This is a genomic window from Solibacillus sp. FSL W7-1472 (genome assembly GCF_037969775.1).
In the GTDB taxonomy this organism is placed as follows: domain Bacteria; phylum Bacillota; class Bacilli; order Bacillales_A; family Planococcaceae; genus Solibacillus; species Solibacillus silvestris.
The window spans coordinates 3353111-3378231 of the sequence record NZ_CP150208.1 but is presented as its reverse complement, the minus strand read 5'-3'; the positions used below and the strand labels follow the sequence as shown (position 1 = coordinate 3378231).

Below are 25121 nucleotides of genomic sequence, written 5' to 3'. Positions count from 1 at the left end.
TTTTTATTGAGGAAAGGTAAATTGTATTTAGTAAGTCTAATGATGCTATTAATAATGTCATTATTTTTAGCTGCTTGTGGTGCTGACGATGCAGAAACGTCATCATCAGAAACAAATAACGATTCAAGTACAAATACAGACAGCAATACGACAGACAATTCAAGTTCTTCAACACCTCAAGTATTAGTATTTGGTCGTGGAGCAGATTCTGTTTCACTTGATCCAGGTATCGTAACAGATGGCGAATCGTTTAAAGTTACACAAAACGTATTTGAAACATTACTAAACTTTGGGGAGCAAGATACAACAATCAACCCTGGACTGGCAAAAGAATGGGAAGTAAGTGAAGATGGTTTAACTTATACATTCCAGCTTCAAGAAGGCGTCAAATTCCATGATGGCACAGACTTCAATGCAGACGCGGTTATTAAAAATATCAATCGCTGGAAAGGTGGAAAAGAGGAAGATTTCTACTATTTCAACTCTATGTTTAAAGCAGAGGGCGAAGATATTATTAAAGATGTAACGGCAGAAGGGGATCATACAGTTGTATTCACACTTTCTCGTCCGCAGGCACCATTCCTTAAAAACTTGGCGATGAGCCCGTTCGGAATTGGTTCGCCAACTGCATTTGAAGCAGCAGGCGATAAATTCGGCGACAATCCTGTAGGTACAGGTCCATTTAAATTTACAGACTGGAAACGTAATGACTCAATCACGATTGAGAAGTTTGAAGATTACTGGCAAGAAGGTTTACCGAAATTAGATAAAGTTATCTTCCGTTCAATTCCGGATAACTCTGCTCGTTTAAATGAATTAATGGCAGGCAATATCGATTTAGCTGATGGTATTAACCCTTCAGACGGTAAAACAGTGGAAGGTGATTCTACTCTACAACTGATTGAACGTCCATCAATGAACATTGGTTATTTAGGTTTAACGAATACACGCGCACCGTTTGATAACAAACTGGTACGTCAAGCAGTTAACTATGCAATCGATAAACAGGCGATTGTTGATGCGTTCTTTGAAGGACGTGCAGAAGTAGCGGCAAACCCGATGCCATCTTCAATTAGCGGTTACAATGATGCAATTTCTCCATATCCGTATGATCCGGAAAAAGCGAAATCTTTATTAGCTGAAGCTGGCTATGACGGAAAAGAAATTGAGTTATGGGCAATGCCGGTTCCTCGTCCATATATGCCGGACGGAGCGAAAGTGGCGGAAGTTATCCAGAAGAACTTAGAAGATGTTGGAATCCCATCGAAAATCGTTACTTTTGAATGGGCAACATATTTAGAAAAAGCGAAAAACGGTGAAGCAGATGCATTCATGCTTGGCTGGACTGGTGACAATGGAGATGCTGACAACTTCATTTACACATTATTAGACAAAGATAATATCGGTTCAAACAACTATGCGTTCTATTCTAATGAAGAAGTGCATGAGTTATTAATTCAGGCACAGTCGGAAACAGATGAAAATGTGCGTAATGAGTTATACAAAAAAGCACAGGAAATCATTCATGATGATGCTCCATGGGTTCCGCTTGCTCACTCTACACCGTTATTAGCAGCAAAAGCAGGTGTAAAGGACTTCAAGCCTCATCCAACAGGTTCTGATAAATTGGATAAAGTTTCAATGGAGTAATAGAGAATTCTTTGAAAGGGGAGGAATATTCCTCTCCTTTTTTCAACTAGTAGAACCATACATTCATAAAAGGGGTGAAGAGCATGCTTCACTACATTGGCAAACGTCTACTGCATTTAATTCCTGTATTACTTGGAATGACTTTTTTAGTATTTCTTATTATCCGTGCCATTCCCGGGGATCCAGCACAAGTCATTTTAGGACAGCAAGCTACTGCTGATGCAATCGCGGCACTTCGCCTGAAACTTGGCCTTGATAATCCGTGGTATATTCAATATTTCGATTATTTGAAAGGGATTGTAACGGGAGATTTGGGAGAGTCATTAAGAACGAGGCAGCCGATCTCTTCTGAAATGTGGCCTTATTTAGCAGCTACATTTGAACTGGCATTTTTCGCGATGATTATCGCAATTATCGTTGGAGTAAATGCAGGGATTATTTCATCATGGTTTCAAAATTCATGGTTTGATTACTTAGCGATGGTGATTGCTTTAATCGGTGTTTCGATGCCGATTTTCTGGTTAGGTTTAATGGAGCAATGGGCATTCGGTATTCAGCTGGGCTGGTTACCGACATCGGGACGGGAAGAAGTGCGGGATCCTGTTATGGCCATTACCCACTTCTACTTGATTGATACATTATGGCAAGGCCGGTTTGATCAATTTATTGTTGTGTTAAAGCACTTATTATTACCTGGCATTGCACTTGCAACAATTCCGACAGCGATTATTGCACGAATGACAAGAGCCTCAATGTTGGAAGTAATGCGTTCTGATTTTGTTCGTACAGCGCGGGCAAAAGGTCAAAAAATGTTTGTCGTTGTTTATAAGCATGCATTGAAAAATGCGTTGATTCCTGTCTTGACGGTAGTCGGCTTACAAACGGGCATGCTGTTAGGTGGTGCCATCTTAACGGAAACGATTTTCAGTTGGCCGGGAATTGGCCGCTATATATACGAAGCGATAGGATTCCGTGATTATCCTGTCATCCAGTCAGGTATTTTAATTGTTGCCTTTTTATTCGTAATGATTAACCTGATTGTTGACCTTTTATATACGGTGATTGATTCGCGCATTAAATACAACTAGAGAGGAGGCGCATAGCATGGCTGAAATTATACAAAATCGAGTTCAGCGAATTAAAGAAGAACGAGTAAAAGGACCATGGCAAGAGGCGTGGACGAATTTCAAGAAAAGTAAGTCTGCGCTGTTCGGCAGTGCAATTGTGTTATTTTTTGTGCTTCTGGCAATATTCGGCCCTTTGTTTGCACCACAAGGTATAAATGAGCAAAATTTAAGTATGCGTCTGCAGCCTCCATCTGCTGATTTCTGGTTTGGAACAGATGATTTAGGCCGCGACATATTTTCGCGAATTTTACATGGGGCACGCATCTCGTTAACGGTTGGTTTATCGGCTGTGTTAATCTCTGCAGTTGCCGGCAGTTTTTTAGGGATTATTGCAGGCTATTATGGTCGTTGGGTTGATACGATTATTTCACGAATCTTTGATATTATGCTTGCGTTTCCAAGTATTTTATTGGCGATCGCAATTGTATCGATTTTAGGCCCATCATTGCAAAATGCATTAATTGCGATTGCGGTTATTAATATACCGAACTTTGGCCGACTGATCCGGTCGCGGGTGCTTAGTATAAAAGAAGAAGAGTATATTCATTCCGCAAAAGCTATCGGTATGAAAAACTCTCGGATATTATGGAAGCATATTTTGCCGAACTCAATGACTCCCGTAATTGTTCAGGGAACATTGGCGATTGCGACAGCGATTATCGAAGCGGCAGCACTCGGGTTTTTAGGACTTGGTGCAGAAGCTCCTCAGCCGGAGTGGGGGAAAATGCTTGCAGATGCGCGGATGTTTTTAATGAACGCACCATGGGCGATGATTTTCCCGGGACTTGCGATTATGCTCACAGTAATCGGCTTTAACCTTATGGGTGACGGATTGCGGGATGCACTTGATCCGAAGATGAAAAGTTAAAAAGAAGGTGTGCGAAAAATGCACACCTTCTTTTTATTTAGTAGAACTCTGATTCCAAGTCGAGGTTTTTTTCTTCACTATGGAAGCTGCGATAAGAAACGATCAACGTATCAAGATGCTCCAGGTTTTCCTCGTAATCTAATATCCGCGATAAAATATAAAGCAGATGGTAGCTTGAAAACTGCTCATCTTCTGCCGCCTCTTCCTGAGCAAGGGCGATCTGTTTGATAAACTGCTCCATTAGCTCACTGCCTTGCAAATATTCCTCGTGACGTGTCCATTTTGAATGTTCTGGCCTCAGCTTCCCGGTATACTTCAATAACAGTTGTTCGTGGTAGGTTAGCAAGAAGTCTAAACGTTCTTGAATAATTACTTGGAATTTACTTGGTAACTTCCCGAGCTCATTTTCATGTTTATGCAGACGAACGAGCAACTCATAGCTTTTTTTCGAAGTTAATAACATTTGGCGGTAAATAACCAGTTTTCGGGCTTTCACATACTTCCGGTTTTTGAAATAGCTGCGTTCTTCTTTGAAAAAACCATACATTGTATCAATTTCATTTAGTCGGGACTGCAATTTACTTACAGCCATTTTTGTTGAAGTATGTTCACTAGCCTGGCGAACGGCTAAACGTGTCCAGCGAATGATATCATCCTGGACAGAGTTAATCATTTTAAATAATTTTATTTCGTATTTAGGCGGTACAAATAACATATTGACAACGAAAGCAGCAAAAACACCCAGCATGACAGTACTAAATCGGATTAAACCAAACATTAGAAAATCATCGCCCGGTACTTCCATAATGGCAATCATCGTTACGAGTGCCAGTGAAACGGATTTTTCGAGCTTTAGCTTCATCATAATGCCAAGGACAACAATAGCGGCAATACCGACAGCCACGATATGATGTCCGAAAATGAGACCGAATAGGACAGCAATGGTAGCGCCGATTATATTACCCTGTATTTGCTCTAATATTGTAAGATAAGAGCGGTAAATAGAAGGCTGGATTGCGAATACAGCAGCAATTGCAGCAAACACAGGTGAGGGTACATTTAGTATTTGAGCTAAAAATAAGGCGAAAACAATTGCAACACCCGTTTTTAAAACGCGTGCACCTAGTTTCATGTTCTTTTCCTCCTTTCTGAGGGAGTCAATGAAGAGAAGCCGCTATAAAATATATAGCGGCAGTTTTATTAAAGTTGAGAAAATGCGTAATCTACTGCTTTTAATGTTTCTTCTACATCTGCTTCTGTATGTTCTGTCGTTAAGAACCATGCTTCATATTTTGAAGGGGCTAAGTTGATGCCTTGAGATAACATTAATTTAAAGAAGCGACCGAACTTTTCCCCGTCCGTATTTTCCGCTTGCTCATAGTTTTCCACTTTTACATCAGTAAAGTAAATAGCGAACGCACCTTTTAAACGGTTTAATGTAATCGTAACATTCTGTTTTTTAGCAGCAGCTAAAATACCTTCTTCTAGAAGAGCACCTAAGCGATCCATTTCTTCATAAATCCCCGGTTGCTGTAACACTTCAAGACATGCAATCCCTGCTTGCATACTTGCAGGATTTCCAGCCATTGTACCTGCTTGGTATGCAGGACCTAGTGGTGCGACTGTTTCCATTACTTCTTTACGACCACCATATGCACCGATTGGCAGACCACCGCCGATTACTTTCCCCATTGCGACTAAGTCCGGAGTTAAGCCGAGCATTGTATGTGCTGCCCCGTAGTGGAAACGGAAAGCTGTGATAACTTCATCGTGGATTGTTAAGGCACCATACTCTTTTGCCAATGCATGTACATGTTCCAAAAATCCTTTATGCGGTTCAACAATTCCAAAGTTACCAACGATTGGCTCGATTAAAATCCCTGCAACATCATTACCCCATTTTTCCATTGCTAATGTGAATTGTTCCTTATTGTTAAAAGGAACTGTAATTACTTCCGTAGCGACAGCATGAGGAACACCGGCAGAGTCAGGCGAACCTAATGTTGCTGGACCTGATCCCGCAGCAACAAGTACTTGGTCGAAGTGACCGTGATAGCAGCCGGCAAATTTAATGATCTTTGTACGGCCTGTAAATGCGCGTGCTACACGGACACATGTCATCACGGCTTCTGTACCGGAGTTGTTAAAACGTACTTTATCCAATGTAGGAATTGCTTCTTTTAACATTTTTGCGAATTTGATTTCATGCTCTGTCGGTGTACCGAATAATACACCTGTTTCTGCGGCATGGGCGATAGCTTTTGCGATATGCGGATGACCATGCCCTGTAACGATCGGTCCATAGGCTGCTAAATAATCGATGTAACGATTACCGTCCACATCCCAAAAGTATGCTCCTTTACCGCGGACCATGACAACAGGTGCGCCGCCGCCCACTGCTTTATAAGAACGGGATGGACTATTAACCCCGCCAACGATATGTTCGAGTGCTTCTGCATGAAGCTGTTCAGATTTAGTATGATTCATAATTTATTCCTCCAAAATAGGTTACATGAAATGATTTCATTTCTATTGTAGTATGTAATGAAAGGGAACGCCAAAGAAATTGAAGCAACGGGCATTGTTTTGTATCATAGAAGAAAATTTGGAGGGAAAATACATGACATTAGAAAAAGTACAAGCACCAGCATTTACATTGCAAAACGGGGAGGGGAAATTGATTTCGCTGGAAGACTATAAAGGCAAAAATGTTATTCTCTATTTTTACCCGAAAGATTTAACACCGGGCTGTACAACACAGGCTTGCGACTTCCGCGACAAATATGAGGACTTTTCAGATTTGAATGCTGTAATTTTAGGTGTGAGTTTGGATGATGCAGCGAAACATACCAAGTTTATTGAAAAGCACGGATTACCGTTTTCGTTATTAGTGGATGAGAACCATGAAGTTGCGGAGAAATATGGTGTATGGACATTGAAGAAAAACTTCGGAAAAGAATATATGGGCATTGAGCGTACAACGTTTTTAATTAATGAAGAGGGTATTGTTGAAAAAGAGTGGCGAAAAGTACGGGTGAAAAACCATATTGAAGATGTGTTAAACTATTTAAAAAATGGCACAAAATAATATGTACACAAAGGGGGATCACTGATGGTAACGATTTATTTTACATTTGAACCACGCGAGGATCTGAAACAGCCGCTTCTGGCGGAGTTTCCTCAAGCAGATTTTTTATTTGATACGAAACTGGATGTGGAGAAACTTGCTCAATCAGAAATTTTAGTAACCTATGGGGAAGACTTAAAGGAAGAGCATTTGCAGCATGCAGACAAATTGGAATGGATTTTTGTAGCATCTGCTGGAATCGAAAAGATGCCGGCAGAAGCAATCGCGAAACGTAATATACTCGTTTCGAATGTGCGCGGGATACATAAGAAGCCGATGACTGAGTCAATTTTAGCTCATATTTTATCCTTGAAACGTGTATTGCCGTTTATTTACGAGCAACAGCAGAAGAAAGAATGGAATAAAAAGGCGCGTCCGACAGAGTTAAATGGAAGTACAGCCTTAATTATCGGTCCGGGTGCAATCGGTGGAGAAGTAGGACGGATTCTGCAGGCATTTGATGTTCATACAATTGGCTGTAACCGCTCAGGCAAAGAAGCACCGTATATGAATGAGACGTATAAGCTGGATGATTTAAAAGAGCAGCTACCAAAAGCGGATATTATTCTTTCAATGCTGCCATCTACAAAGGAAACGAAGCATATGCTGACTCGAGAGCATTTTGAACTGATGAAAAGTTCTGCTATCTTTATGAATTTCGGGCGGGGAGACTTAGTAGAAACAGATACACTTGTCGGTGTTTTGCAAGACAAGCTAATTGGGCATGCTGTATTGGACGTATATGAAATTGAGCCATTACCGGCAGATAGCCTGCTATGGGACTTGAACAATGTAACACTTTCACCACATTTTTCTAGTCATTCATCGCGTTACTTAGAGCGCAGTCTCGATATTTTTAAACCAAGCCTGAAAAAATGGTTGAACGGGGAACGTGATTTAGAAAATAAGATGGATATTCTAAGAGGGTACTAATTGAGAATATTATATGAAAGAATAAGCCTTTAATCGCTTTCATTTTCAATTAGCCTTTCTATCAAATACTTTTATTTCGATTGGAATAAGCAATTGTTGACAATGCATGGACAAATTCGCTACACTAATTATAACAATTACAAATTAATAATATGTATGAAAAGGGGTGCATGACGATGTCTGAATTGCATTTGAAGGATGCGCTGGACACGTTAAAGACTACTGGTGTACGAATTACTCCTCAGCGTCATGCGATTTTGGAATATTTAATTCAAAGTATGATTCACCCAACAGCTGATGATATATACAAGGCGCTTTGCGATAAGTTTCCTAATATGAGTGTAGCAACAGTTTATAATAATTTACGTGTCTTTCGTGAAGTAGGCTTAGTAAAAGAGCTTAATTATGGAGATGCAGCGAGTCGTTTCGATTTCGTAACGGGCGACCATTATCACATGATTTGTGATGGCTGCGGTAAAATTGTAGACTTCCACTATCCCGGATTAAATGAAGTGGAGCAGTTTGCTTCGCAAGTAACAGGCTTTCAAGTTAATTCGCACCGTTTAGAAGTCTATGGTACATGTCCTGACTGTATTGCAGTCGGTGCAACAAAAGTTCAATAATAGTTTAACCTAGTAACGGTTGTTGCTAGGTTTTTTTATATGAAAAAAGCTGGAGCAAAAAGTTTGAATACTTTTTCTCCAGCATTGCCGAACATTTAATTTTTATTGTACTCTTGATTGAATTCTTTTCCTTCCAATGCAGGATCTAAAGTGAGTGGTTCATTGCAATACATACAAATATCCACACGACCTAAAACTTTTGTCCATTTCCCGCATTCCGGACAGACGACTTGCACGGCCTTTGTAGACAGCAATCCTATCCAGCCGTATACAGCTGTACTGCCGATTATACAAAGAAGTCCAATTGTCATGAAGATTAATACAAGTATTTGATTATTTTTGAAAAAGATTGCACCATACATAATAACGAAGCCGATGAAAATAAGGGATAATGCAAAAGAGCGGATCTTATTAATTTTACTATTATATTTTTTCATTTCAATTGCCTCCTAATCTAAAATATACTATAACATAAATTGGATATAAATTAGTAGACAGGAAAGAATTAGGCGGCTTTTAAATATCCTGTAATACTATTTAAAATGTTTAAATGAAGGGTTTTTATAAACTAATGGCGAAAGAAAAAATAACGAGATTTCTATTATTTAATTTAAGGAAATGATGGACTTTCAGCATGGTTGAAAGTTTATCGACGTAACAATAGTTAATTTATCTTATAGCATCTACAATGACAATATATAGAAGGTAAATTTTATAGGGGGATAACAATGGAACATATTTTAAGACCGATTTATCAGGAACGTGCAAGTCAGCCGGAAACGCTTGGAGTAATATTGATAAACAAGCGTGAAGGTGCTGAGAATATGACCGATACATTTGATTCGGTTCTTTTAATTATTGTAAAAGAAAGTGATAAGCCTATTTATTCGAAACACTATTCATATGGTGAAGCAAAAATGGTGATGCATATTTTAACGGAGGAACGGTTGCGTAAATGGATTTTCATTGGTTCAAATAAGCGCTTGGTCGATTGGCTTTTCCACGGAAAAGTTATGTTTGACCGCAATGAGTTTCTATATAAGCTGCGTTCTGAATTGCAAGAGTTCCCATTCTTCGGTCGTAAATTAAAAACAGGTATACAGTTTGCCAAGTTAATCCGCCGTTATAAAGAAGGAAAAGAATTATTTGAAGATGGTCATTTTTTAGATGCTTACAATCATGTAGTTGCTTCATTGCATCATTTAGGGAGATTATCGATTATCGATAGTGGGCATTACCCGGAAGTTACAGTATGGGCCCAGGTAAAACGAAATGATCCAGCCATCTATAAATTATATGAAGAATTGATTATGAGTAACGAAAGTCTAGAAAAGCGTCTGGAGTTATTATTTTTAGCTGGCGAGTTTTTAATTAATTCCAGAACTACTGATGGGGCGCAACATATTCTGGAAACAATGCTTGCACAACCTTCGTGGACGATTCAACAGCTGCATGACCATCCGGAGTTAAGTTATTACTCTGTTGACTTGGAAGTGTTCGTTGAATATTTAATTGAAAGAGAGTTAATATTGGTTGAAACGGTTATTGCCAAAAACGAAGCGATATTCCACAGGAACTATTATGTAGACAGACAATATATTGAATCTGAGTATGGGTTATAGTATATTAATCAGAGCGTTTAAAAACGCTCTGAAATTTTTTTATAAAAAGTGTTGACGAAATTATAAGAAGTATTGTAATATATTAAATGTCGCTAAGACGTACTCGAAAACAACTAAATTACCTTCACGAATTTCTTCAAAAAACTTTTTCGAAAAAGTTGTTGACAAAAAGAAACAGAGATGTTAAATTAGAGAAGTCGCTAAAACGACAACGAAACAAAATGAACCTTGAAAACTGAACAAGCAACGTTAATGAAACAAGCTTCTTAAATGAAGCAAACAATAGATTTCAACTTCTAACGAAGTTGAATCGCTAGCAAAGCAAATGAGCTTTCAAACTACTTTTATGGAGAGTTTGATCCTGGCTCAGGACGAACGCTGGCGGCGTGCCTAATACATGCAAGTCGAGCGGAAATTTTATTGGTGCTTGCACCTTTAAAATTTTAGCGGCGGACGGGTGAGTAACACGTGGGTAACCTACCTTATAGATTGGGATAACTCCGGGAAACCGGGGCTAATACCGAATAATACTTTTTAACACATGTTTGAAAGTTGAAAGACGGTTTCGGCTGTCACTATAAGATGGACCCGCGGCGCATTAGCTAGTTGGTGAGGTAACGGCTCACCAAGGCAACGATGCGTAGCCGACCTGAGAGGGTGATCGGCCACACTGGGACTGAGACACGGCCCAGACTCCTACGGGAGGCAGCAGTAGGGAATCTTCCACAATGGACGAAAGTCTGATGGAGCAACGCCGCGTGAGTGAAGAAGGATTTCGGTTCGTAAAACTCTGTTGCAAGGGAAGAACAAGTAGCGTAGTAACTGGCGCTACCTTGACGGTACCTTGTTAGAAAGCCACGGCTAACTACGTGCCAGCAGCCGCGGTAATACGTAGGTGGCAAGCGTTGTCCGGAATTATTGGGCGTAAAGCGCGCGCAGGTGGTTCCTTAAGTCTGATGTGAAAGCCCCCGGCTCAACCGGGGAGGGTCATTGGAAACTGGGGAACTTGAGTGCAGAAGAGGATAGTGGAATTCCAAGTGTAGCGGTGAAATGCGTAGAGATTTGGAGGAACACCAGTGGCGAAGGCGACTGTCTGGTCTGTAACTGACACTGAGGCGCGAAAGCGTGGGGAGCAAACAGGATTAGATACCCTGGTAGTCCACGCCGTAAACGATGAGTGCTAAGTGTTGGGGGGTTTCCGCCCCTCAGTGCTGCAGCTAACGCATTAAGCACTCCGCCTGGGGAGTACGGTCGCAAGACTGAAACTCAAAGGAATTGACGGGGGCCCGCACAAGCGGTGGAGCATGTGGTTTAATTCGAAGCAACGCGAAGAACCTTACCAGGTCTTGACATCCCGGTGACCACTATGGAGACATAGTTTCCCCTTCGGGGGCAACGGTGACAGGTGGTGCATGGTTGTCGTCAGCTCGTGTCGTGAGATGTTGGGTTAAGTCCCGCAACGAGCGCAACCCTTATTCTTAGTTGCCATCATTCAGTTGGGCACTCTAAGGAGACTGCCGGTGATAAACCGGAGGAAGGTGGGGATGACGTCAAATCATCATGCCCCTTATGACCTGGGCTACACACGTGCTACAATGGACGGTACAAACGGTTGCCAACCCGCGAGGGGGAGCTAATCCGATAAAACCGTTCTCAGTTCGGATTGTAGGCTGCAACTCGCCTACATGAAGCCGGAATCGCTAGTAATCGCGGATCAGCATGCCGCGGTGAATACGTTCCCGGGCCTTGTACACACCGCCCGTCACACCACGAGAGTTTGTAACACCCGAAGTCGGTGAGGTAACCTTTATGGAGCCAGCCGCCGAAGGTGGGATAGATGATTGGGGTGAAGTCGTAACAAGGTAGCCGTATCGGAAGGTGCGGCTGGATCACCTCCTTTCTAAGGATTTTTCGGAATCATTCCTTCGGGGAATGAAACATTAACGTTTGCTGTTCAGTTTTGAAGGTTCATTCTTAAATGAATGAAATACTTCAAACCTTGCTCCTGACGCTTGCGCTTACGTCGCAAAGCTGCATGAAGCAAAATCAGTGAAGCTTCTCACGATGTGATTGAAGTCAGCTGCTTCGTTCTTTGAAAACTGGATAAAACGACATTGAAAGCAATAAATCAAATTTCTATTTTATAGATTTTTAAACAAGTCAAGCAATTGACGTGTAAACTTAAATCTTAGATCTCTGATCTAAGTGTTAACTTTTGGTTAAGTTAATAAGGGCGCACGGTGGATGCCTTGGCACTAGGAGTCGATGAAGGACGGCACTAACACCGATATGCCTCGGGGAGCTGTAAGTAAGCTTTGATCCGGGGATTTCCGAATGGGGGAACCCACTATCTTTAATCGGATAGTATCTTCACGTGAATTCATAGCGTGTTGAAGACAGACGCAGGGAACTGAAACATCTAAGTACCTGCAGGAACAGAAAGAAAATTCGATTCCCTGAGTAGCGGCGAGCGAAACGGGAAGAGCCCAAACCAAAGAGCTTGCTCTTTGGGGTTGTAGGACACTCTATACGGAGTTACAAAAGAATGAATTAGACGAAGCGACTTGGAAAGGTCCGCGAAACAAGGTAAAAGCCCTGTAGTCAAAAGTTCATTCCCTCCAGAGTGGATCCTGAGTACGGCGGAACACGTGAAATTCCGTCGGAATCCGGGAGGACCATCTCCCAAGGCTAAATACTACCTAGTGACCGATAGTGAACCAGTACCGTGAGGGAAAGGTGAAAAGCACCCCGGAAGGGGAGTGAAATAGACCCTGAAACCGTGTGCCTACAAGTAGTTAGAGCCCGTTAATGGGTGATAGCGTGCCTTTTGTAGAATGAACCGGCGAGTTACGATTACGTGCGAGGTTAAGTTGAGAAGACGGAGCCGCAGCGAAAGCGAGTCTGAATAGGGCGAATTAGTACGTGGTCGTAGACCCGAAACCAGGTGATCTACCCATGTCCAGGGTGAAGGTGAGGTAACACTCACTGGAGGCCCGAACCCACGCACGTTGAAAAGTGCGGGGATGAGGTGTGGGTAGCGGAGAAATTCCAATCGAACCTGGAGATAGCTGGTTCTCTCCGAAATAGCTTTAGGGCTAGCCTCGTGATTGAGAATACCGGAGGTAGAGCACTGTTTGGACTAGGGGGGCATCTCGCTTTACCGAATTCAGACAAACTCCGAATGCCGGATATTTATACACGGGAGTCAGACTGCGAGTGATAAGATCCGTAGTCAAGAGGGAAACAGCCCAGACCACCAGCTAAGGTCCCCAAGTAATCGTTAAGTGGAAAAGGATGTGGCGTTGCTTAGACAACCAGGATGTTGGCTTAGAAGCAGCCATCATTTAAAGAGTGCGTAATAGCTCACTGGTCGAGTGACGCTGCGCCGAAAATGTATCGGGGCTAAACGATTCACCGAAGCTGTGGATGCATACTTTGAGTATGCGTGGTAGGAGAGCGTTCTAACAGCGTTGAAGTCAGACCGGAAGGACTGGTGGAGCGGTTAGAAGTGAGAATGCCGGTATGAGTAGCGAAACATGGGTGAGAATCCCATGCACCGTATGACTAAGGTTTCCTGAGGAAGGCTCGTCCGCTCAGGGTTAGTCGGGACCTAAGCCGAGGCCGATAGGCGTAGGCGATGGACAACAGGTTGATATTCCTGTACCACCTCCTCACCGTTTGAGAAATGGGGGGACGCAGTAGGATAGGGTAAGCACGCCGTTGGTTGCGCGTGTTCAAGCAGTAAGGCGTGTATGTAGGCAAATCCGCATACTTTAACGTTGAGCTGTGATGACGAGCTCGTATGAGCGAAGTTCCTGATTTCACACTGCCAAGAAAAGCCTCTATCGAGGTGAGAGGTGCCCGTACCGCAAACCGACACAGGTAGTCGAGGAGAGAATCCTAAGGTGTGCGAGAGAACTCTCGTTAAGGAACTCGGCAAAATGACCCCGTAACTTCGGGAGAAGGGGTGCTTCTTTGGGTGCATAGCCTAGAGAAGCCGCAGTGAATAGGCCCAGGCGACTGTTTAGCAAAAACACAGGTCTCTGCAAAACCGTAAGGTGACGTATAGGGGCTGACGCCTGCCCGGTGCTGGAAGGTTAAGAGGAGCGGTTAGCGCAAGCGAAGCTGTGAATTGAAGCCCCAGTAAACGGCGGCCGTAACTATAACGGTCCTAAGGTAGCGAAATTCCTTGTCGGGTAAGTTCCGACCCGCACGAAAGGCGTAACGATCTGGGCACTGTCTCAACGAGAGACTCGGTGAAATTATAGTACCTGTGAAGATGCAGGTTACCCGCGACAGGACGGAAAGACCCCGTGGAGCTTTACTGTAGCCTGATATTGAATTTTGGTACAACTTGTACAGGATAGGTAGGAGCCAGAGATCTCGGAGCGCCAGCTTCGAAGGAGGCGTCGGTGGGATACTACCCTGGTTGTATTGAACTTCTAACCCATGCCCCTTAGCGGGGTAGGAGACAGTGTCAGGCGGACAGTTTGACTGGGGCGGTCGCCTCCTAAAGAGTAACGGAGGCGCCCAAAGGTTCCCTCAGAATGGTTGGAAATCATTCGTAGAGTGTAAAGGCATAAGGGAGCTTGACTGCGAGACCTACAAGTCGAGCAGGGTCGAAAGACGGGCTTAGTGATCCGGTGGTTCCGCATGGAAGGGCCATCGCTCAACGGATAAAAGCTACCCCGGGGATAACAGGCTTATCTCCCCCAAGAGTCCACATCGACGGGGAGGTTTGGCACCTCGATGTCGGCTCATCGCATCCTGGGGCTGTAGTCGGTCCCAAGGGTTGGGCTGTTCGCCCATTAAAGCGGTACGCGAGCTGGGTTCAGAACGTCGTGAGACAGTTCGGTCCCTATCCGTCGTGGGCGTAGGAAATTTGAGAGGAGCTGTCCTTAGTACGAGAGGACCGGGATGGACATACCGCTGGTGTACCAGTTGTCTTGCCAAAGGCATCGCTGGGTAGCTATGTATGGACGGGATAAGTGCTGAAAGCATCTAAGCATGAAGCCCCCCTCAAGATGAGATTTCCCATTACGCAAGTAAGTAAGACCCCTGAAAGACGATCAGGTAGATAGGTTCGAGGTGGAAGTGCGGTGACGCATGCAGCTGACGAATACTAATCGGTCGAGGACTTAACCACATTTTATTGCTCAATTCAATGAAACGTTTATCCAGTTTTGAAAGAATGAAAAATTATTATATAAATACTTGACAAATAAGAAAAGTATGATATAATAAATAATGTCTTTCGATTAAATAGTCTAGTGATGATGGCAAAGAGGTCACACCCGTTCCCATACCGAACACGGAAGTTAAGCTCTTTAGCGCCGATGGTAGTTGGGGGATTCCCCCTGTGAGAGTAGGACGTCGCTAGGCTGTTATAGAATTATTCCGAAGTAGCTCAGTTGGTAGAGCATCCGGCTGTTAACCGGCAGGTCGCAGGTTCGAGTCCTGCCTTCGGAGCCATTAAATCTTGGAGAGTTGTCCGAGTGGCCGAAGGAGCACGATTGGAAATCGTGTATGCGGGTAACCCTGCATCAAGGGTTCAAATCCCTTACTCTCCGCCAGGCTTAATTTATAAAGAGGCCCGTTGGTCAAGTGGTTAAGACACCGCCCTTTCACGGCGGTAACACGGGTTCGAATCCCGTACGGGTCACCAAAAGATACATAAGTAGTATCCAGCATTGGAGGATTAGCTCAGCTGGGAGAGCACCTGCCTTACAAGCAGGGGGTCGGCGGTTCGAGCCCGTCATCCTCCACCATTAAACAAATAGTATTATCGCGGGGTGGAGCAGTGGTAGCTCGTCGGGCTCATAACCCGAAGGTCGCAGGTTCAAGTCCTGCCCCCGCAACCAAATGGTCCCGTGGTGTAGCGGTTAACATGCCTGCCTGTCACGCAGGAGATCGCCGGTTCGATCCCGGTCGGGACCGCCATTTTTTAAAAAAATTAATTTGTGGGTTTGTAGCTCAGTTGGTAGAGCATTAGATTGAAGCTCTAAGTGTCGGCGGTTCGATTCCGTCCAAACCCACCATATTTTTGCCGGTGTAGCTCAGTTGGTAGAGCAACTGACTTGTAATCAGTAGGTCGAGGGTTCGACTCCTTTCGCCGGCACCATTACCTGGAGGGGTAGCGAAGTGGCTAAACGCGGCGGACTGTAAATCCGCTCCTTAGGGTTCGGCGGTTCGAATCCGTCCCCCTCCACCATCCTTTTGATAGGGGCATAGTTTAAAGGTAGAACTACGGTCTCCAAAACCGTCAGTGTGGGTTCGATTCCTACTGCCCCTGCCAAATAACTTAAAAATACTTAAAATAATATAGTGGCGGTTGTGGCGAAGTGGTTAACGCACCTGATTGTGGTTCAGGCATTCGTGGGTTCGATTCCCATCAGTCGCCCCATTTTTATTTAGGTTTAAGTGTTAAAATTATAATATAGTGGCGGTTGTGGCGAAGTGGTTAACGCACCTGATTGTGGTTCAGGCATTCGTGGGTTCGATTCCCATCAGTCGCCCCATTCTATATCATAATTTAAATATTTGGGGTATAGCCAAGCGGTAAGGCAACGGATTTTGATTCCGTCATGCCCTGGTTCGAATCCAGGTACCCCAGCCATTTTTTTATTTTGCGGAAGTAGTTCAGTGGTAGAACACCACCTTGCCAAGGTGGGGGTCGCGAGTTCGAACCTCGTCTTCCGCTCCAAATATGGCGGCATAGCCAAGTGGTAAGGCACAGGTCTGCAACACCTTTATCACCGGTTCAAATCCGGTTGCCGCCTCCATATTTTATTTAATCGGAGAAACCGATTTTTTTTTACCTTATTTTGCCGAGTTGGTGGAATGGCAGACACGACGGACTCAAAATCCGTTGCCGCGAGGCGTGTGGGTTCAAGTCCCACACTCGGTATCTGAAAAAAAGACTTCACAGTTCATACTGTGAGGTCTTTTTTTATTTTTATAATCGATATATAAAGTCCCATAATCTTTTTAAAGAGCATAGAATAGATTATAGAATCCGACTTCAACAGTGGTATTTATAAGTGAAATTAGGAAAGAATAGATTCATCGATTCTTTTATATGATAATGAGAAAAATAAAGTCTGCGTACGGAATATTGGGAAATTAGTATGGGAGAATATCATATTATATACAAAGGAAATTAGTATGTTTTCCAGAAAATCCTGCACGTTTTTTCTGGCGTATTAAAATTATTTACTATAAAATTAACATAGTGATGTTAGGAATGAATTTTAAAAAAACGCATTTTATTTAAGTGATATAAATTATGGAATATAGCGAGGAAGTAGGGAATTAAACAAATGAATGTAGCAACAAATTTTAAGTGGATTGAAGCGGCAAACTATGGTGAGTTGAGTAAAATTGCTGCAACAATTTTTATAGATCAATTAAAAAAGGATAGTTCAACGGTATTTGGAATGGCTACAGGAGGTACCCCGGAAGGCTTTTATAAAAAGCTTGTAGCTGCGTATAAGGCAGGCGAAGTATCTTTTAAACAAGCCAAGTCTTTCAACTTGGATGAATATATCGGTATTAATCCGGCAAATGAAGCGAGCTACCATTATTATATGGACTATAACCTGTTTAATCATATCGATATGAAACGGGAAAATATTTATTTACCAGCTGGTAATAAGTCGAATTTAGAAAAAGCTGCCGCTGAATATGATGCATTGATTAATGCGGCGGGAAATATTGATATACAGCTTTTAGGAATTGGTGTAAATGGACATATCGGTTTTAATGAACCTGGAACTCCTTTTGATTTAGGTACAAATATTGTAGAGCTTGCACAGTCTACACGTGAAGCGAATCAAGTCTATTTTGATTCTATTGATGATGTGCCGACACATGCCATTACAATGGGGATCAAAACAATTTTAAGTTCTAAAAAGATTGTATTATTAATTTCAGGTGCATCAAAACAGGAGGCATTTGAACGTTTACGCAGCGGTGTCGTAACAGAAGATTTCCCTGCGAGCGCACTGCACAACCATCCAGATGTGACGGTTATTTATACAGATGTAAAATAAGGTAAAGGAGTGCATACATTGTGCACTCCTTTATTTGATCGATGAAATAAATACTCCTGTAATTACCGCAATGCCTCCGATTACTTGAGCGATGAGGAGTTGCTCATTTAAAAACAGTACAGCAAAGATTGTGGCAAATAGAGGAATAAAGTTTAAATAGATTCCTGCTTTGTTTGCTCCTAATGAGACAACGCCATTGTTCCAGCTTAAAAAGGCAACTATCGAAGCAATGATCCCTACATAAAAAATCGCCCCAATTGTCGAAGCGTTCCATACGATTGCTTGTGATGTTGTTAGTAGTTCATATACTGCGAACGGCAGTAACATAATAGCTCCGATTGCAATCGTCACTAAAAACGTAGAATAACCCGGCAGCTTACCTGCGTACTTTTTAATGAGTAATGAATAGAAACTCCAGCACACTACCGCAATCAAAACGATCAAGTCCCCTTTGTTGAATGAAAATGAAAGCAGGCTTTGTAATGAGCCTCCGGATATAATAAAGAGCACTCCGGCTAAAGAAAGCAGTGTGCCGATCATTTGGAACTTCGTTAACCGTTCTTTTAAAAAGATAAAGCTCAGTATGTATATAATAATCGGTGTTGATGAATTCATTAAAGATGCATTAATGGATGTTGTATCATGCAAGCCGATGTAGACGAGTGTATTGAATGCGGCAACTCCTGTTATTGCTAAAATGATGACAGCACCCCAATGCTGTTTCAGCGCAGGCCATTCTTTTTTCGTCCGGTTGTAAGCGATTGGGAAAAATACGAGAAAGGCAACAATCCAACGTAAAAAGGCAAGTGTAATCGGAGGAATATCTCCTGAAACAGCTCGTCCAATTACAAAGTTGCCGCCCCACAATAAAGTAGCCAAAATGAGCAGTAGCTGTGGTGGAAATTTCATTATTGAGCATCTCCTTATATTGGAAATTGATTTTATCTATTATAGGGACAACCACATGGAATTTGCAATGCGCTTTACATAAAACGCTATGATACAATAACGACAGAAGCAAAAGGAGGTCATTAGCATGAAAATTCGACCAGCAAGGTTACAGCATGGCGATACAGTAGGATTAGTTAATTTAAGTAGTCCGCTTAATATAGAATCAGTAGGGGATAAATTAGCGTTTTTAGAGGAATTAGGTTTAAAGTATAAGCTTGGTAATACGGTACAGGCATACGAAGGCTATTTGGCAGGTTCCGACGAGGAGCGGATTAAAGACTTCCACCAAATGATTGTTGATCCGGAAGTGAAGGCAGTCTTTTTAGTGAAGGGCGGCTACGGAATCTCAAGAATCATCGATAAGATAAGCTATCCATTAATCGAGGACAATCCGAAAATAATTTGGGGCTTTTCCGATGTGACGACTTTACATACACAAGTAAACGAGTTTGCAAATTTAGTGACATTCCATGGTCCGATGCTGTCTAGTCCAAAAGGGGAACTGGACCCTCTTTCTAAAAAAATGTTCCAGCAGCTATTCCAGCCGATTGAAATTCAGTATACAGAAAGCATTTCACCTCTTACGACAATTATACCGGGAGCTGTACGCGGCGAATTGACAGGCGGAAATTTAAACCGTATTGTCAGCACACTTGGAACTAAATTTGAAATTGATGTGCGCAATAAAATTTTACTACTTGAAGATTTAGGTGAAACAATCGAGCAAATTGATTTAATGCTGAATCAGCTTCGTCTTTCAAGAAAGCTGGAGCTTGCAGCAGGCTTTGTAATAGCAGACTTTAATATGCCGGATGATACATACAGCTATGAAGATGTGCTGAAGGTAATAGAAGGATATTTGAAGCCGTTTAACAAACCGGCAGTAGCAGGGTTCAAAATTGGTCATTGCGAGCCTAATATTGCGATTCCATTAGGTGTGGACGTATTATTAGATGCAGATGATAAGACATTAAGCATTTTACCGGGTGTAGAGTAGGATTCAGATGAGATAAAAAGCAAAGACACCTTTTCACGTGTAAGTGAGCAGGTGTCTTTTAATAACGGGCGAGCAAAAATACTCAATTACGATTGTGTTAGCTTTTACTATAGTTGGTTATGTGTGAAAGGTAACAGTGTAAACGGTAAAGGGTCATCGGTTTGACCATTAGTTGGGGATGCCGAAGCAAAAATCGCCCGTTATTACCTAGTTTGGAGTCTCACCGCCCTAGGTTTAGAAATAGTTGCTGTCATCAAATTCAATTTCAACTTGATAGTTTTTGGCATTAATTAAATTGGAAAGGCGATGTGCTTCCTTTTCAAGCTCATTTGCACGGTTTCGGTATGTCATTGGATCATACAATGCTACACGGTAAAGTATGGCATCACCGGAATTATGGTAGAAAGCCTCTTTTTCCTCAGAACCAAGGTTTTTGCAAAATTGTGCTTCTGCACGTAATTGACTCGCAAGTTCAATCGCCTCTACAATAGGCATTTCCTCATCTTTAAACACAATAGTATTGTCGATATTAGCCCGGTAGATCAGGGCATCAAGTTTACGTGAATCATAACGAAGCTCTTTTAACTCGGCTTCAAGCATTTCGAGTGTATAATCAGGTGTTTTCGGCTGTTCGCCTTTTTCAATGATAGCATGTGTTAATGAATGTACTTGTATTGTTCGTTCCTGGATTCTTTTCGTAATGATACTTTTTAGTTTTACTGCCTCAGCTAAGTTAATAGTCAAACGATTTCACTCCTTAAATATGAACTTTTGGATTTTCCTTTGAAAGAATATGTACTTCATATTCGCCACCGCTAATTTGTGTAAACATGTTTCCTGCACTGCCTAGTAGTTCAGCAGCTTCCTTTCCACTGAGGGAAGGGCGTAAATAAAAGATTTGCAGCGCATTTGTCGTAGCTTCTGTCACTGCCGTTCTTTTTGAATCAACAAAGGGGCTGCCGAATGGACCGATTGCATCCTTGGTATGGATGATGTTATCCAATGAATTAAAGCGTCCATTAATTCCTTCATAGCCTGTCGATGCATTGCCGACATTGATTTCCACATTACCATCAATACTTTCTGCATCATAAATGCCAACAGGTATTTCGTATTGCAGGGAGAAGAAGTTATTTAGATCAACAGCCGAATGGAACGGTGCTAAATATTGCTGTTTGGCGATACGGCGCATTAAGCTTTCCGCAGAGTGACGGTACCGGTTCGGGTCCCCGCCAAAAGCCTTCCAAAGCTGGCGCCACTCTTTAATACCAGGACGTTCTGTCACAGGTGTTTCCTGTAATTCCAAATATAGATTTTCCTGATAAAGTTGTGTGCGACCTTTAATCATTTGAGGAGATTCTTCGACGATAATTTTGCTATAATGGATAAGGCCAATTTTTAATTGCTCATTGACAGAAAAAAGAGCTTCATTTATTGAAATATTCATGAGAACACCTACTTACATTGTTTTTAATGGGAGAAATACTAAAATATGTAATACGGAATAAGTTTATAATTATTGTATCATTTGAAAGGAGTATGTGAAATGAAAGTTCATCAACTTCAAGAAGATTTAGTGAAATACGCAGCATCTATTGGTGTTGATAAAATCGGATTTACGACCGCTGCTCCGTTTCATGAATTGAAAAACCGTCTGCGTCGTCAGCAACAATTAGCATACCAATCAGGCTTTGAAGAAGCAAATATAGAGCTGCGTACAGAGCCTTTAAAATTATTAGATGAAGCAGAAAGTATTATTGCGATCGCGATTGCCTATCCTTCACGCATGCAAGATGCCCCGCAGGGAAAAAAAGGGGAGCGCCGCGGTATTTTTTGCCGTGCTTCATGGGGGATTGACTATCATACAGCTGTTCGTGAACGTCTGCAGCTCATTGAAGCATGGCTGCATGAACGTGTGCCAAATGTAAAGGTGAAATCGATGGTCGATACTGGGGAACTAGTAGATCGTGCAGTTGCAGAACGGGCAGGTATCGGCTGGAGCGCCAAAAATTGTTCGATCATAACACCGGAGTTTGGTTCGTACGTCTATTTAGGCGAGATCATCACAAATATCCCGTTTGCCCCTGACACACCGATGGAGGATGAATGCGGAGACTGTACATTATGTATTGATGTTTGTCCAACTGGAGCGATCGTTGCGCCTGGGCAGCTGAATTCACAGCGGTGCATTGCCTTTTTAACTCAAACGAAAGGATTTTTACCGGATGAGTTTCGGGCAAAAATCGGAAACCGTTTGTATGGCTGTGATACATGTCAGACAGTGTGCCCGAAAAATAAAGGAAAGCTGAACTGGATCCATGATGAATTCACTCCCGATCCTGAAATCGCAAAACCTTTACTACAGCCTCTTTTATCGATTTCCAATAAGGAATTTAAGGCAAAGTTTGGTCATGTATCCGGCTCATGGCGCGGCAAAAAGCCGATTCAGCGCAATGCCATTTTAGCGCTGGCCCACTTTAAAGAAGAAGCGGCGATGCCTGATTTAGTTCAAGTACTGCAAAAAGATGAGCGTCCTGTATTAAGAGGGACCGCTGCATGGGCAATCGGAAAAATCGGAACGGATGGGGCAGTGGAGATTTTAATAGCTGCAAAAAAAACAGAGCAGGATGAAGAAGTGCTGGCGGAGATTGATAAAGGGCTAGCAATGTTAAATCATTAAGAGAGAAGGATCAGAAGTGCCAAACCATATCGTATTATATCAACCAGAAATCCCGGCAAACACAGGCAACATTGCCCGTACTTGTGCTGGAACGAATACATCATTACATTTGATCCGTCCATTGGGCTTTTCAACAGATGACAAAATGCTGAAGCGTGCTGGATTGGATTATTGGGAACACGTGAATGTCGTTTACCATGATTCTTTAGAAGATTTTATCGAGTACAGTAAAGATGGCGATGTATATTTAATTGAGACATATAGTGATGAGCCGTTTACGACACATGATTTCAGCAATTCAGAGCGTGACCTTTACTTTATGTTCGGAAGAGAAACGACTGGCTTGCCAAAGGAGTTTGCAAAAGAACGTGCCGATATGTGCCTGCGCATCCCGCAAAGTGACCATATCCGCTCACTGAATTTATCAAATACAGCGGCAATTGTGATTTACGAAGTACTAAGACAACAAAACTATCCAGGTTTAAAATAAAACAAGGCAAGAAGCGACTGATGCTTCTTGCCTTTTGATTATTTCATCTTCGTTTTAATTACTTGCTCAAGCTTTGCCTGAATATTGTCGTGTTCGGATAATGTGAGACGGATGAAGCTCTCATCCATATCGAGCGCTTCGGATAAAAATCCTCCAAGCCCGCGGGCACGTCGGTCTACTTGCACTAAAATTTCGACTGAGTTTGATGATTGATGTAAAAAGACAACTTCAAGTTCGTCTAGATACCGGCGATACGTGTTGTTTGTCGGTGTAAACTCAAATTCCTGTACAATCGGTGTTTGGCGGCGTAAATAAGAAGGGGCTTGTTCGTTATCTACTTTACGCAACCGGAAGCCCATGTTTTGAATGGCAGTTAACACACTGTTCGCAAGACGAGTCGGCTGAATCTCGATAAAGTCTTTATCTTTAGGATCGACCGCATTTTTAATATCTAAGCCTGTTTGAATCCATACACGCGAGTTGCCGGTCGTTACCGGAACAACAGGGGGCAGAGAGAATGAAAATGGAATTTGGCGTTTTTCGTCTGCCTGAATTGTGAATGGCTCATTTAATTTGTATTTGTGAAGCACCGCTTCATCTTTAATCTTTTTATCATCGATTTCGCGGATAAAGTTTGTATGAAGTGTTAGATAGATTGCATCAATTTGCTGTTCCGTGCTACCACCGATGATTTCTACAACACCTGAAATATTTTCATTCAACGTGTAAGTTGATTTGTGCAATTTCGTATCAACTTTTGCAGCTCCTATACCAACACTTGCTAAAACTTTATTAAATAGTGACAAATGAATTCCTCCGTTTATTGTAATTAATTATGTATACGTAGGATAGAAAAGAAAGTTTCAAAAAGAGCCCGAAAAATTTTTCGGGCTCTTGCTTTAGGTTAACGGTAATTATTCACCGTCTAATGTAAATACGATACGTAAACCGTTTGGATCTACTGTTGAGAATAACTGGGTACCACCGTGTGCTGGTGCTTCTGCAAAGTTTTCAATGATGAAGCCGTTAGTTGTCAGGTTTTGTTTTACTTCTTCAGCATACTTCGCATCTTTTAACACGACTGTAAAGGATTTTAAACCTACCATATCGTTTGTTGGAGCATGGCCGTTGTTGCTGTTCCAAGTATTTAAGCCGAAATGGTGATGATATTTACCTGTTGATACGAACAGCGCCTGTGCACCGTAACGAGTCACGACATTATAATCCAATACATTTGTATAAAACTGCTCCGATTTGTCCAAGTTTACTACGGATAAGTGTACATGCCCCATAACAGTGTCAGCAGGCAAGCCGTTCCAGTTGCCGTCTGCAGCTGCTAAAATCGGCTGGAAATTCAGCTGTTCTGTCACCATATGGACTTGTTCGTCCTGATTCCAGGTCCATTCCGATTCATGACGGTCGATATAAATTTCGATACCATTTCCATCCGGATCGTTTAAGTAAAGTGCTTCTGAAACATCATGATCTGCAGCACCGATTCGAACATTCAGATTAACAAAATGCTGTACGATGTTTCCTAAGTCCTTGCGAGAGGGTAATAGTAATGCTAAGTGGTATAAACCTGCAAAGCCTTGTTTAAGTGGCTGAGCATTTTGTACTTCGACTAGTGATACTAAGCTTGTTTGTCCGTCTGCTGTCAAGTATGCTTCCGTTTCTGTTTGCTGTAATACTTTAAAGCCGATAACTGTTGTGTAGTATTCGATCGAACGTACTAAGTCAGAAACTTTTAATTGAACATGAGCAGGATAAAGATTTGGTTTTTTATGAAAATGTGTAGCCATAATATATGATCTCCCTTAATGGTTATTTTTTATAATCAACTTACTTTATGTAACTAATATAAAATATGCAACAATAAAAGTCAAATGAAAAAGACAACCGCTAATTAACGATTGTCCTTTACTGGAAAGCTAGTGGAATTATCTTTCTTTTGAGAATGGTTTGCTATCATAGCCAGCTGTGAAAATAGCGATTAAAAATG

At 42.2% G+C, this 25121-nt stretch carries 19 protein-coding genes, 16 tRNA genes and 3 rRNA genes; 30 read left to right on the top strand and 8 right to left on the bottom strand.

What is annotated here, in order from left to right:
* Window positions 1-6 precede the first annotated feature (6 nt).
* The 3 genes from MKY07_RS16945 to MKY07_RS16935 all read left to right on the top strand — a co-directional run bounded on the left by MKY07_RS16945 (window position 7) and on the right by MKY07_RS16935 (window position 3645).
* Window positions 7-1650 (top strand): ABC transporter substrate-binding protein, encoded by a 1644-nt coding sequence (locus tag MKY07_RS16945; protein ID WP_008405734.1) that lies wholly within the window; start codon window positions 7-9, stop codon window positions 1648-1650.
* An 83-nt stretch (window positions 1651-1733) separates the two neighbouring features.
* A complete protein-coding gene (locus tag MKY07_RS16940; RefSeq protein WP_008405736.1) occupies window positions 1734-2738 on the top strand; it encodes an ABC transporter permease in 1005 nt (334 codons plus the stop codon).
* Window positions 2739-2754: 16 nt separating this feature from the next.
* The gene (locus MKY07_RS16935; RefSeq protein ID WP_339263223.1) at window positions 2755-3645 is read left to right on the top strand and encodes an ABC transporter permease; all 891 of its coding nucleotides are present in this window, start codon (window positions 2755-2757) and stop codon (window positions 3643-3645) included.
* Window positions 3646-3682: 37 nt separating this feature from the next.
* Here the strand turns inward: MKY07_RS16935 and MKY07_RS16930 are convergent, their stop codons facing one another.
* Entirely contained in the window at window positions 3683-4777 is a 1095-nt protein-coding gene (locus MKY07_RS16930; RefSeq protein ID WP_008405739.1) for an aromatic acid exporter family protein, read from the bottom strand.
* 68 nt (window positions 4778-4845) lie between these two features.
* On the bottom strand, window positions 4846-6132 hold the full coding sequence (locus MKY07_RS16925; protein WP_339263222.1) for a glutamate-1-semialdehyde 2,1-aminomutase: 1287 nt from the start codon (window positions 6130-6132) through the stop codon (window positions 4846-4848).
* Window positions 6133-6265: 133 nt separating this feature from the next.
* On the opposite strand from MKY07_RS16925, the gene bcp reads away from it, so the two are divergent.
* The 3 genes from bcp (at window position 6266) to perR (ending at window position 8328) form a co-directional block, all read left to right on the top strand.
* Window positions 6266-6733, top strand: coding sequence for a thioredoxin-dependent thiol peroxidase (bcp, locus tag MKY07_RS16920; protein ID WP_339263221.1), 468 nt, complete (start codon window positions 6266-6268; stop codon window positions 6731-6733).
* A gap of 24 nt (window positions 6734-6757) precedes the next feature.
* Window positions 6758-7705 (top strand): D-2-hydroxyacid dehydrogenase, encoded by a 948-nt coding sequence (locus tag MKY07_RS16915; protein ID WP_008405745.1) that lies wholly within the window; start codon window positions 6758-6760, stop codon window positions 7703-7705.
* Window positions 7706-7881: 176 nt separating this feature from the next.
* On the top strand, window positions 7882-8328 hold the full coding sequence (perR, locus tag MKY07_RS16910; protein WP_039966829.1) for a peroxide-responsive transcriptional repressor PerR: 447 nt from the start codon (window positions 7882-7884) through the stop codon (window positions 8326-8328).
* 95 nt (window positions 8329-8423) lie between these two features.
* Here perR and MKY07_RS16905 read toward each other — a convergent pair whose 3' ends face one another.
* Window positions 8424-8765: a YgzB family protein gene (locus MKY07_RS16905; RefSeq protein ID WP_008405748.1), complete on the bottom strand. Its 342-nt coding sequence runs from the start codon at window positions 8763-8765 to the stop codon at window positions 8424-8426.
* 291 nt (window positions 8766-9056) lie between these two features.
* On the opposite strand from MKY07_RS16905, the gene MKY07_RS16900 reads away from it, so the two are divergent.
* From MKY07_RS16900 to nagB, 21 genes are all read left to right on the top strand, one after another.
* The gene (locus MKY07_RS16900) at window positions 9057-9950 is read left to right on the top strand and encodes a nucleotidyltransferase-like protein (RefSeq protein ID WP_008405751.1); all 894 of its coding nucleotides are present in this window, start codon (window positions 9057-9059) and stop codon (window positions 9948-9950) included.
* A gap of 343 nt (window positions 9951-10293) precedes the next feature.
* Window positions 10294-11850: ribosomal RNA gene (locus tag MKY07_RS16895) — 16S ribosomal RNA — on the top strand.
* A 317-nt stretch (window positions 11851-12167) separates the two neighbouring features.
* Window positions 12168-15096 (top strand): 23S ribosomal RNA (locus MKY07_RS16890).
* A 120-nt stretch (window positions 15097-15216) separates the two neighbouring features.
* Window positions 15217-15332, top strand: a 5S ribosomal RNA gene (gene rrf / locus MKY07_RS16885).
* Together the 16S, 23S and 5S rRNA genes with 16 tRNA genes alongside form the textbook arrangement of a ribosomal RNA operon.
* Before the next feature lie 14 nt (window positions 15333-15346).
* A tRNA-Asn gene (locus MKY07_RS16880) sits at window positions 15347-15422 on the top strand.
* Between the two features lie 9 nt (window positions 15423-15431).
* Window positions 15432-15523 (top strand) — tRNA-Ser (locus MKY07_RS16875).
* Between the two features lie 17 nt (window positions 15524-15540).
* Window positions 15541-15615, top strand: a tRNA-Glu gene (locus MKY07_RS16870).
* A 27-nt stretch (window positions 15616-15642) separates the two neighbouring features.
* Window positions 15643-15718, top strand: a tRNA-Val gene (locus MKY07_RS16865).
* A gap of 18 nt (window positions 15719-15736) precedes the next feature.
* Window positions 15737-15811: transfer RNA gene (locus MKY07_RS16860), tRNA-Met, on the top strand.
* A 3-nt stretch (window positions 15812-15814) separates the two neighbouring features.
* Window positions 15815-15890: transfer RNA gene (locus MKY07_RS16855), tRNA-Asp, on the top strand.
* A 22-nt stretch (window positions 15891-15912) separates the two neighbouring features.
* Window positions 15913-15988: transfer RNA gene (locus MKY07_RS16850), tRNA-Phe, on the top strand.
* A gap of 7 nt (window positions 15989-15995) precedes the next feature.
* Window positions 15996-16071, top strand: a tRNA-Thr gene (locus MKY07_RS16845).
* 6 nt (window positions 16072-16077) lie between these two features.
* A tRNA-Tyr gene (locus tag MKY07_RS16840) sits at window positions 16078-16161 on the top strand.
* Window positions 16162-16171: 10 nt separating this feature from the next.
* Window positions 16172-16245: transfer RNA gene (locus tag MKY07_RS16835), tRNA-Trp, on the top strand.
* Between the two features lie 32 nt (window positions 16246-16277).
* A tRNA-His gene (locus MKY07_RS16830) sits at window positions 16278-16353 on the top strand.
* Between the two features lie 39 nt (window positions 16354-16392).
* A tRNA-His gene (locus tag MKY07_RS16825) sits at window positions 16393-16468 on the top strand.
* A 23-nt stretch (window positions 16469-16491) separates the two neighbouring features.
* Window positions 16492-16566 (top strand) — tRNA-Gln (locus MKY07_RS16820).
* Window positions 16567-16578: 12 nt separating this feature from the next.
* Window positions 16579-16653: transfer RNA gene (locus MKY07_RS16815), tRNA-Gly, on the top strand.
* Window positions 16654-16658: 5 nt separating this feature from the next.
* Window positions 16659-16732: transfer RNA gene (locus tag MKY07_RS16810), tRNA-Cys, on the top strand.
* Window positions 16733-16776: 44 nt separating this feature from the next.
* Window positions 16777-16857, top strand: a tRNA-Leu gene (locus tag MKY07_RS16805).
* 412 nt (window positions 16858-17269) lie between these two features.
* On the top strand, window positions 17270-18001 hold the full coding sequence (gene nagB / locus MKY07_RS16800; protein WP_008406509.1) for a glucosamine-6-phosphate deaminase: 732 nt from the start codon (window positions 17270-17272) through the stop codon (window positions 17999-18001).
* A 30-nt stretch (window positions 18002-18031) separates the two neighbouring features.
* On the opposite strand, the gene MKY07_RS16795 is transcribed toward nagB, so the two are convergent.
* Window positions 18032-18910, bottom strand: coding sequence for a DMT family transporter (locus MKY07_RS16795; RefSeq protein WP_008406508.1), 879 nt, complete (start codon window positions 18908-18910; stop codon window positions 18032-18034).
* A gap of 127 nt (window positions 18911-19037) precedes the next feature.
* On the opposite strand from MKY07_RS16795, the gene MKY07_RS16790 reads away from it, so the two are divergent.
* Complete coding sequence (locus MKY07_RS16790) at window positions 19038-19949, top strand: LD-carboxypeptidase (RefSeq protein WP_339263220.1); 912 nt, start codon at window positions 19038-19040, stop codon at window positions 19947-19949.
* A gap of 234 nt (window positions 19950-20183) precedes the next feature.
* Here MKY07_RS16790 and MKY07_RS16785 read toward each other — a convergent pair whose 3' ends face one another.
* Complete coding sequence (locus tag MKY07_RS16785) at window positions 20184-20693, bottom strand: hypothetical protein (protein ID WP_339263219.1); 510 nt, start codon at window positions 20691-20693, stop codon at window positions 20184-20186.
* Window positions 20694-20706: 13 nt separating this feature from the next.
* Complete coding sequence (locus MKY07_RS16780) at window positions 20707-21396, bottom strand: phenylalanine--tRNA ligase beta subunit-related protein (protein WP_339263218.1); 690 nt, start codon at window positions 21394-21396, stop codon at window positions 20707-20709.
* Between the two features lie 99 nt (window positions 21397-21495).
* Here MKY07_RS16780 and queG point away from each other — a divergent pair, with 99 nt between their 5' ends.
* Both queG and trmL read left to right on the top strand, forming a co-directional pair.
* On the top strand, window positions 21496-22629 hold the full coding sequence (gene queG / locus MKY07_RS16775; RefSeq protein ID WP_339263217.1) for a tRNA epoxyqueuosine(34) reductase QueG: 1134 nt from the start codon (window positions 21496-21498) through the stop codon (window positions 22627-22629).
* Between the two features lie 16 nt (window positions 22630-22645).
* A complete protein-coding gene (gene trmL / locus MKY07_RS16770) occupies window positions 22646-23119 on the top strand; it encodes a tRNA (uridine(34)/cytosine(34)/5-carboxymethylaminomethyluridine(34)-2'-O)-methyltransferase TrmL (protein WP_014822725.1) in 474 nt (157 codons plus the stop codon).
* Between the two features lie 38 nt (window positions 23120-23157).
* Here trmL and MKY07_RS16765 read toward each other — a convergent pair whose 3' ends face one another.
* Both MKY07_RS16765 and MKY07_RS16760 read right to left on the bottom strand, forming a co-directional pair.
* Window positions 23158-23925 (bottom strand): sporulation protein, encoded by a 768-nt coding sequence (locus MKY07_RS16765; RefSeq protein WP_339263216.1) that lies wholly within the window; start codon window positions 23923-23925, stop codon window positions 23158-23160.
* A gap of 108 nt (window positions 23926-24033) precedes the next feature.
* Window positions 24034-24921 carry a VOC family protein gene (locus MKY07_RS16760; protein WP_339263215.1) on the bottom strand — a complete coding sequence of 296 codons (888 nt, stop codon included), beginning with the start codon at window positions 24919-24921 and terminating at the stop codon, window positions 24034-24036.
* Window positions 24922-25121: the final 200 nt, after the last annotated feature.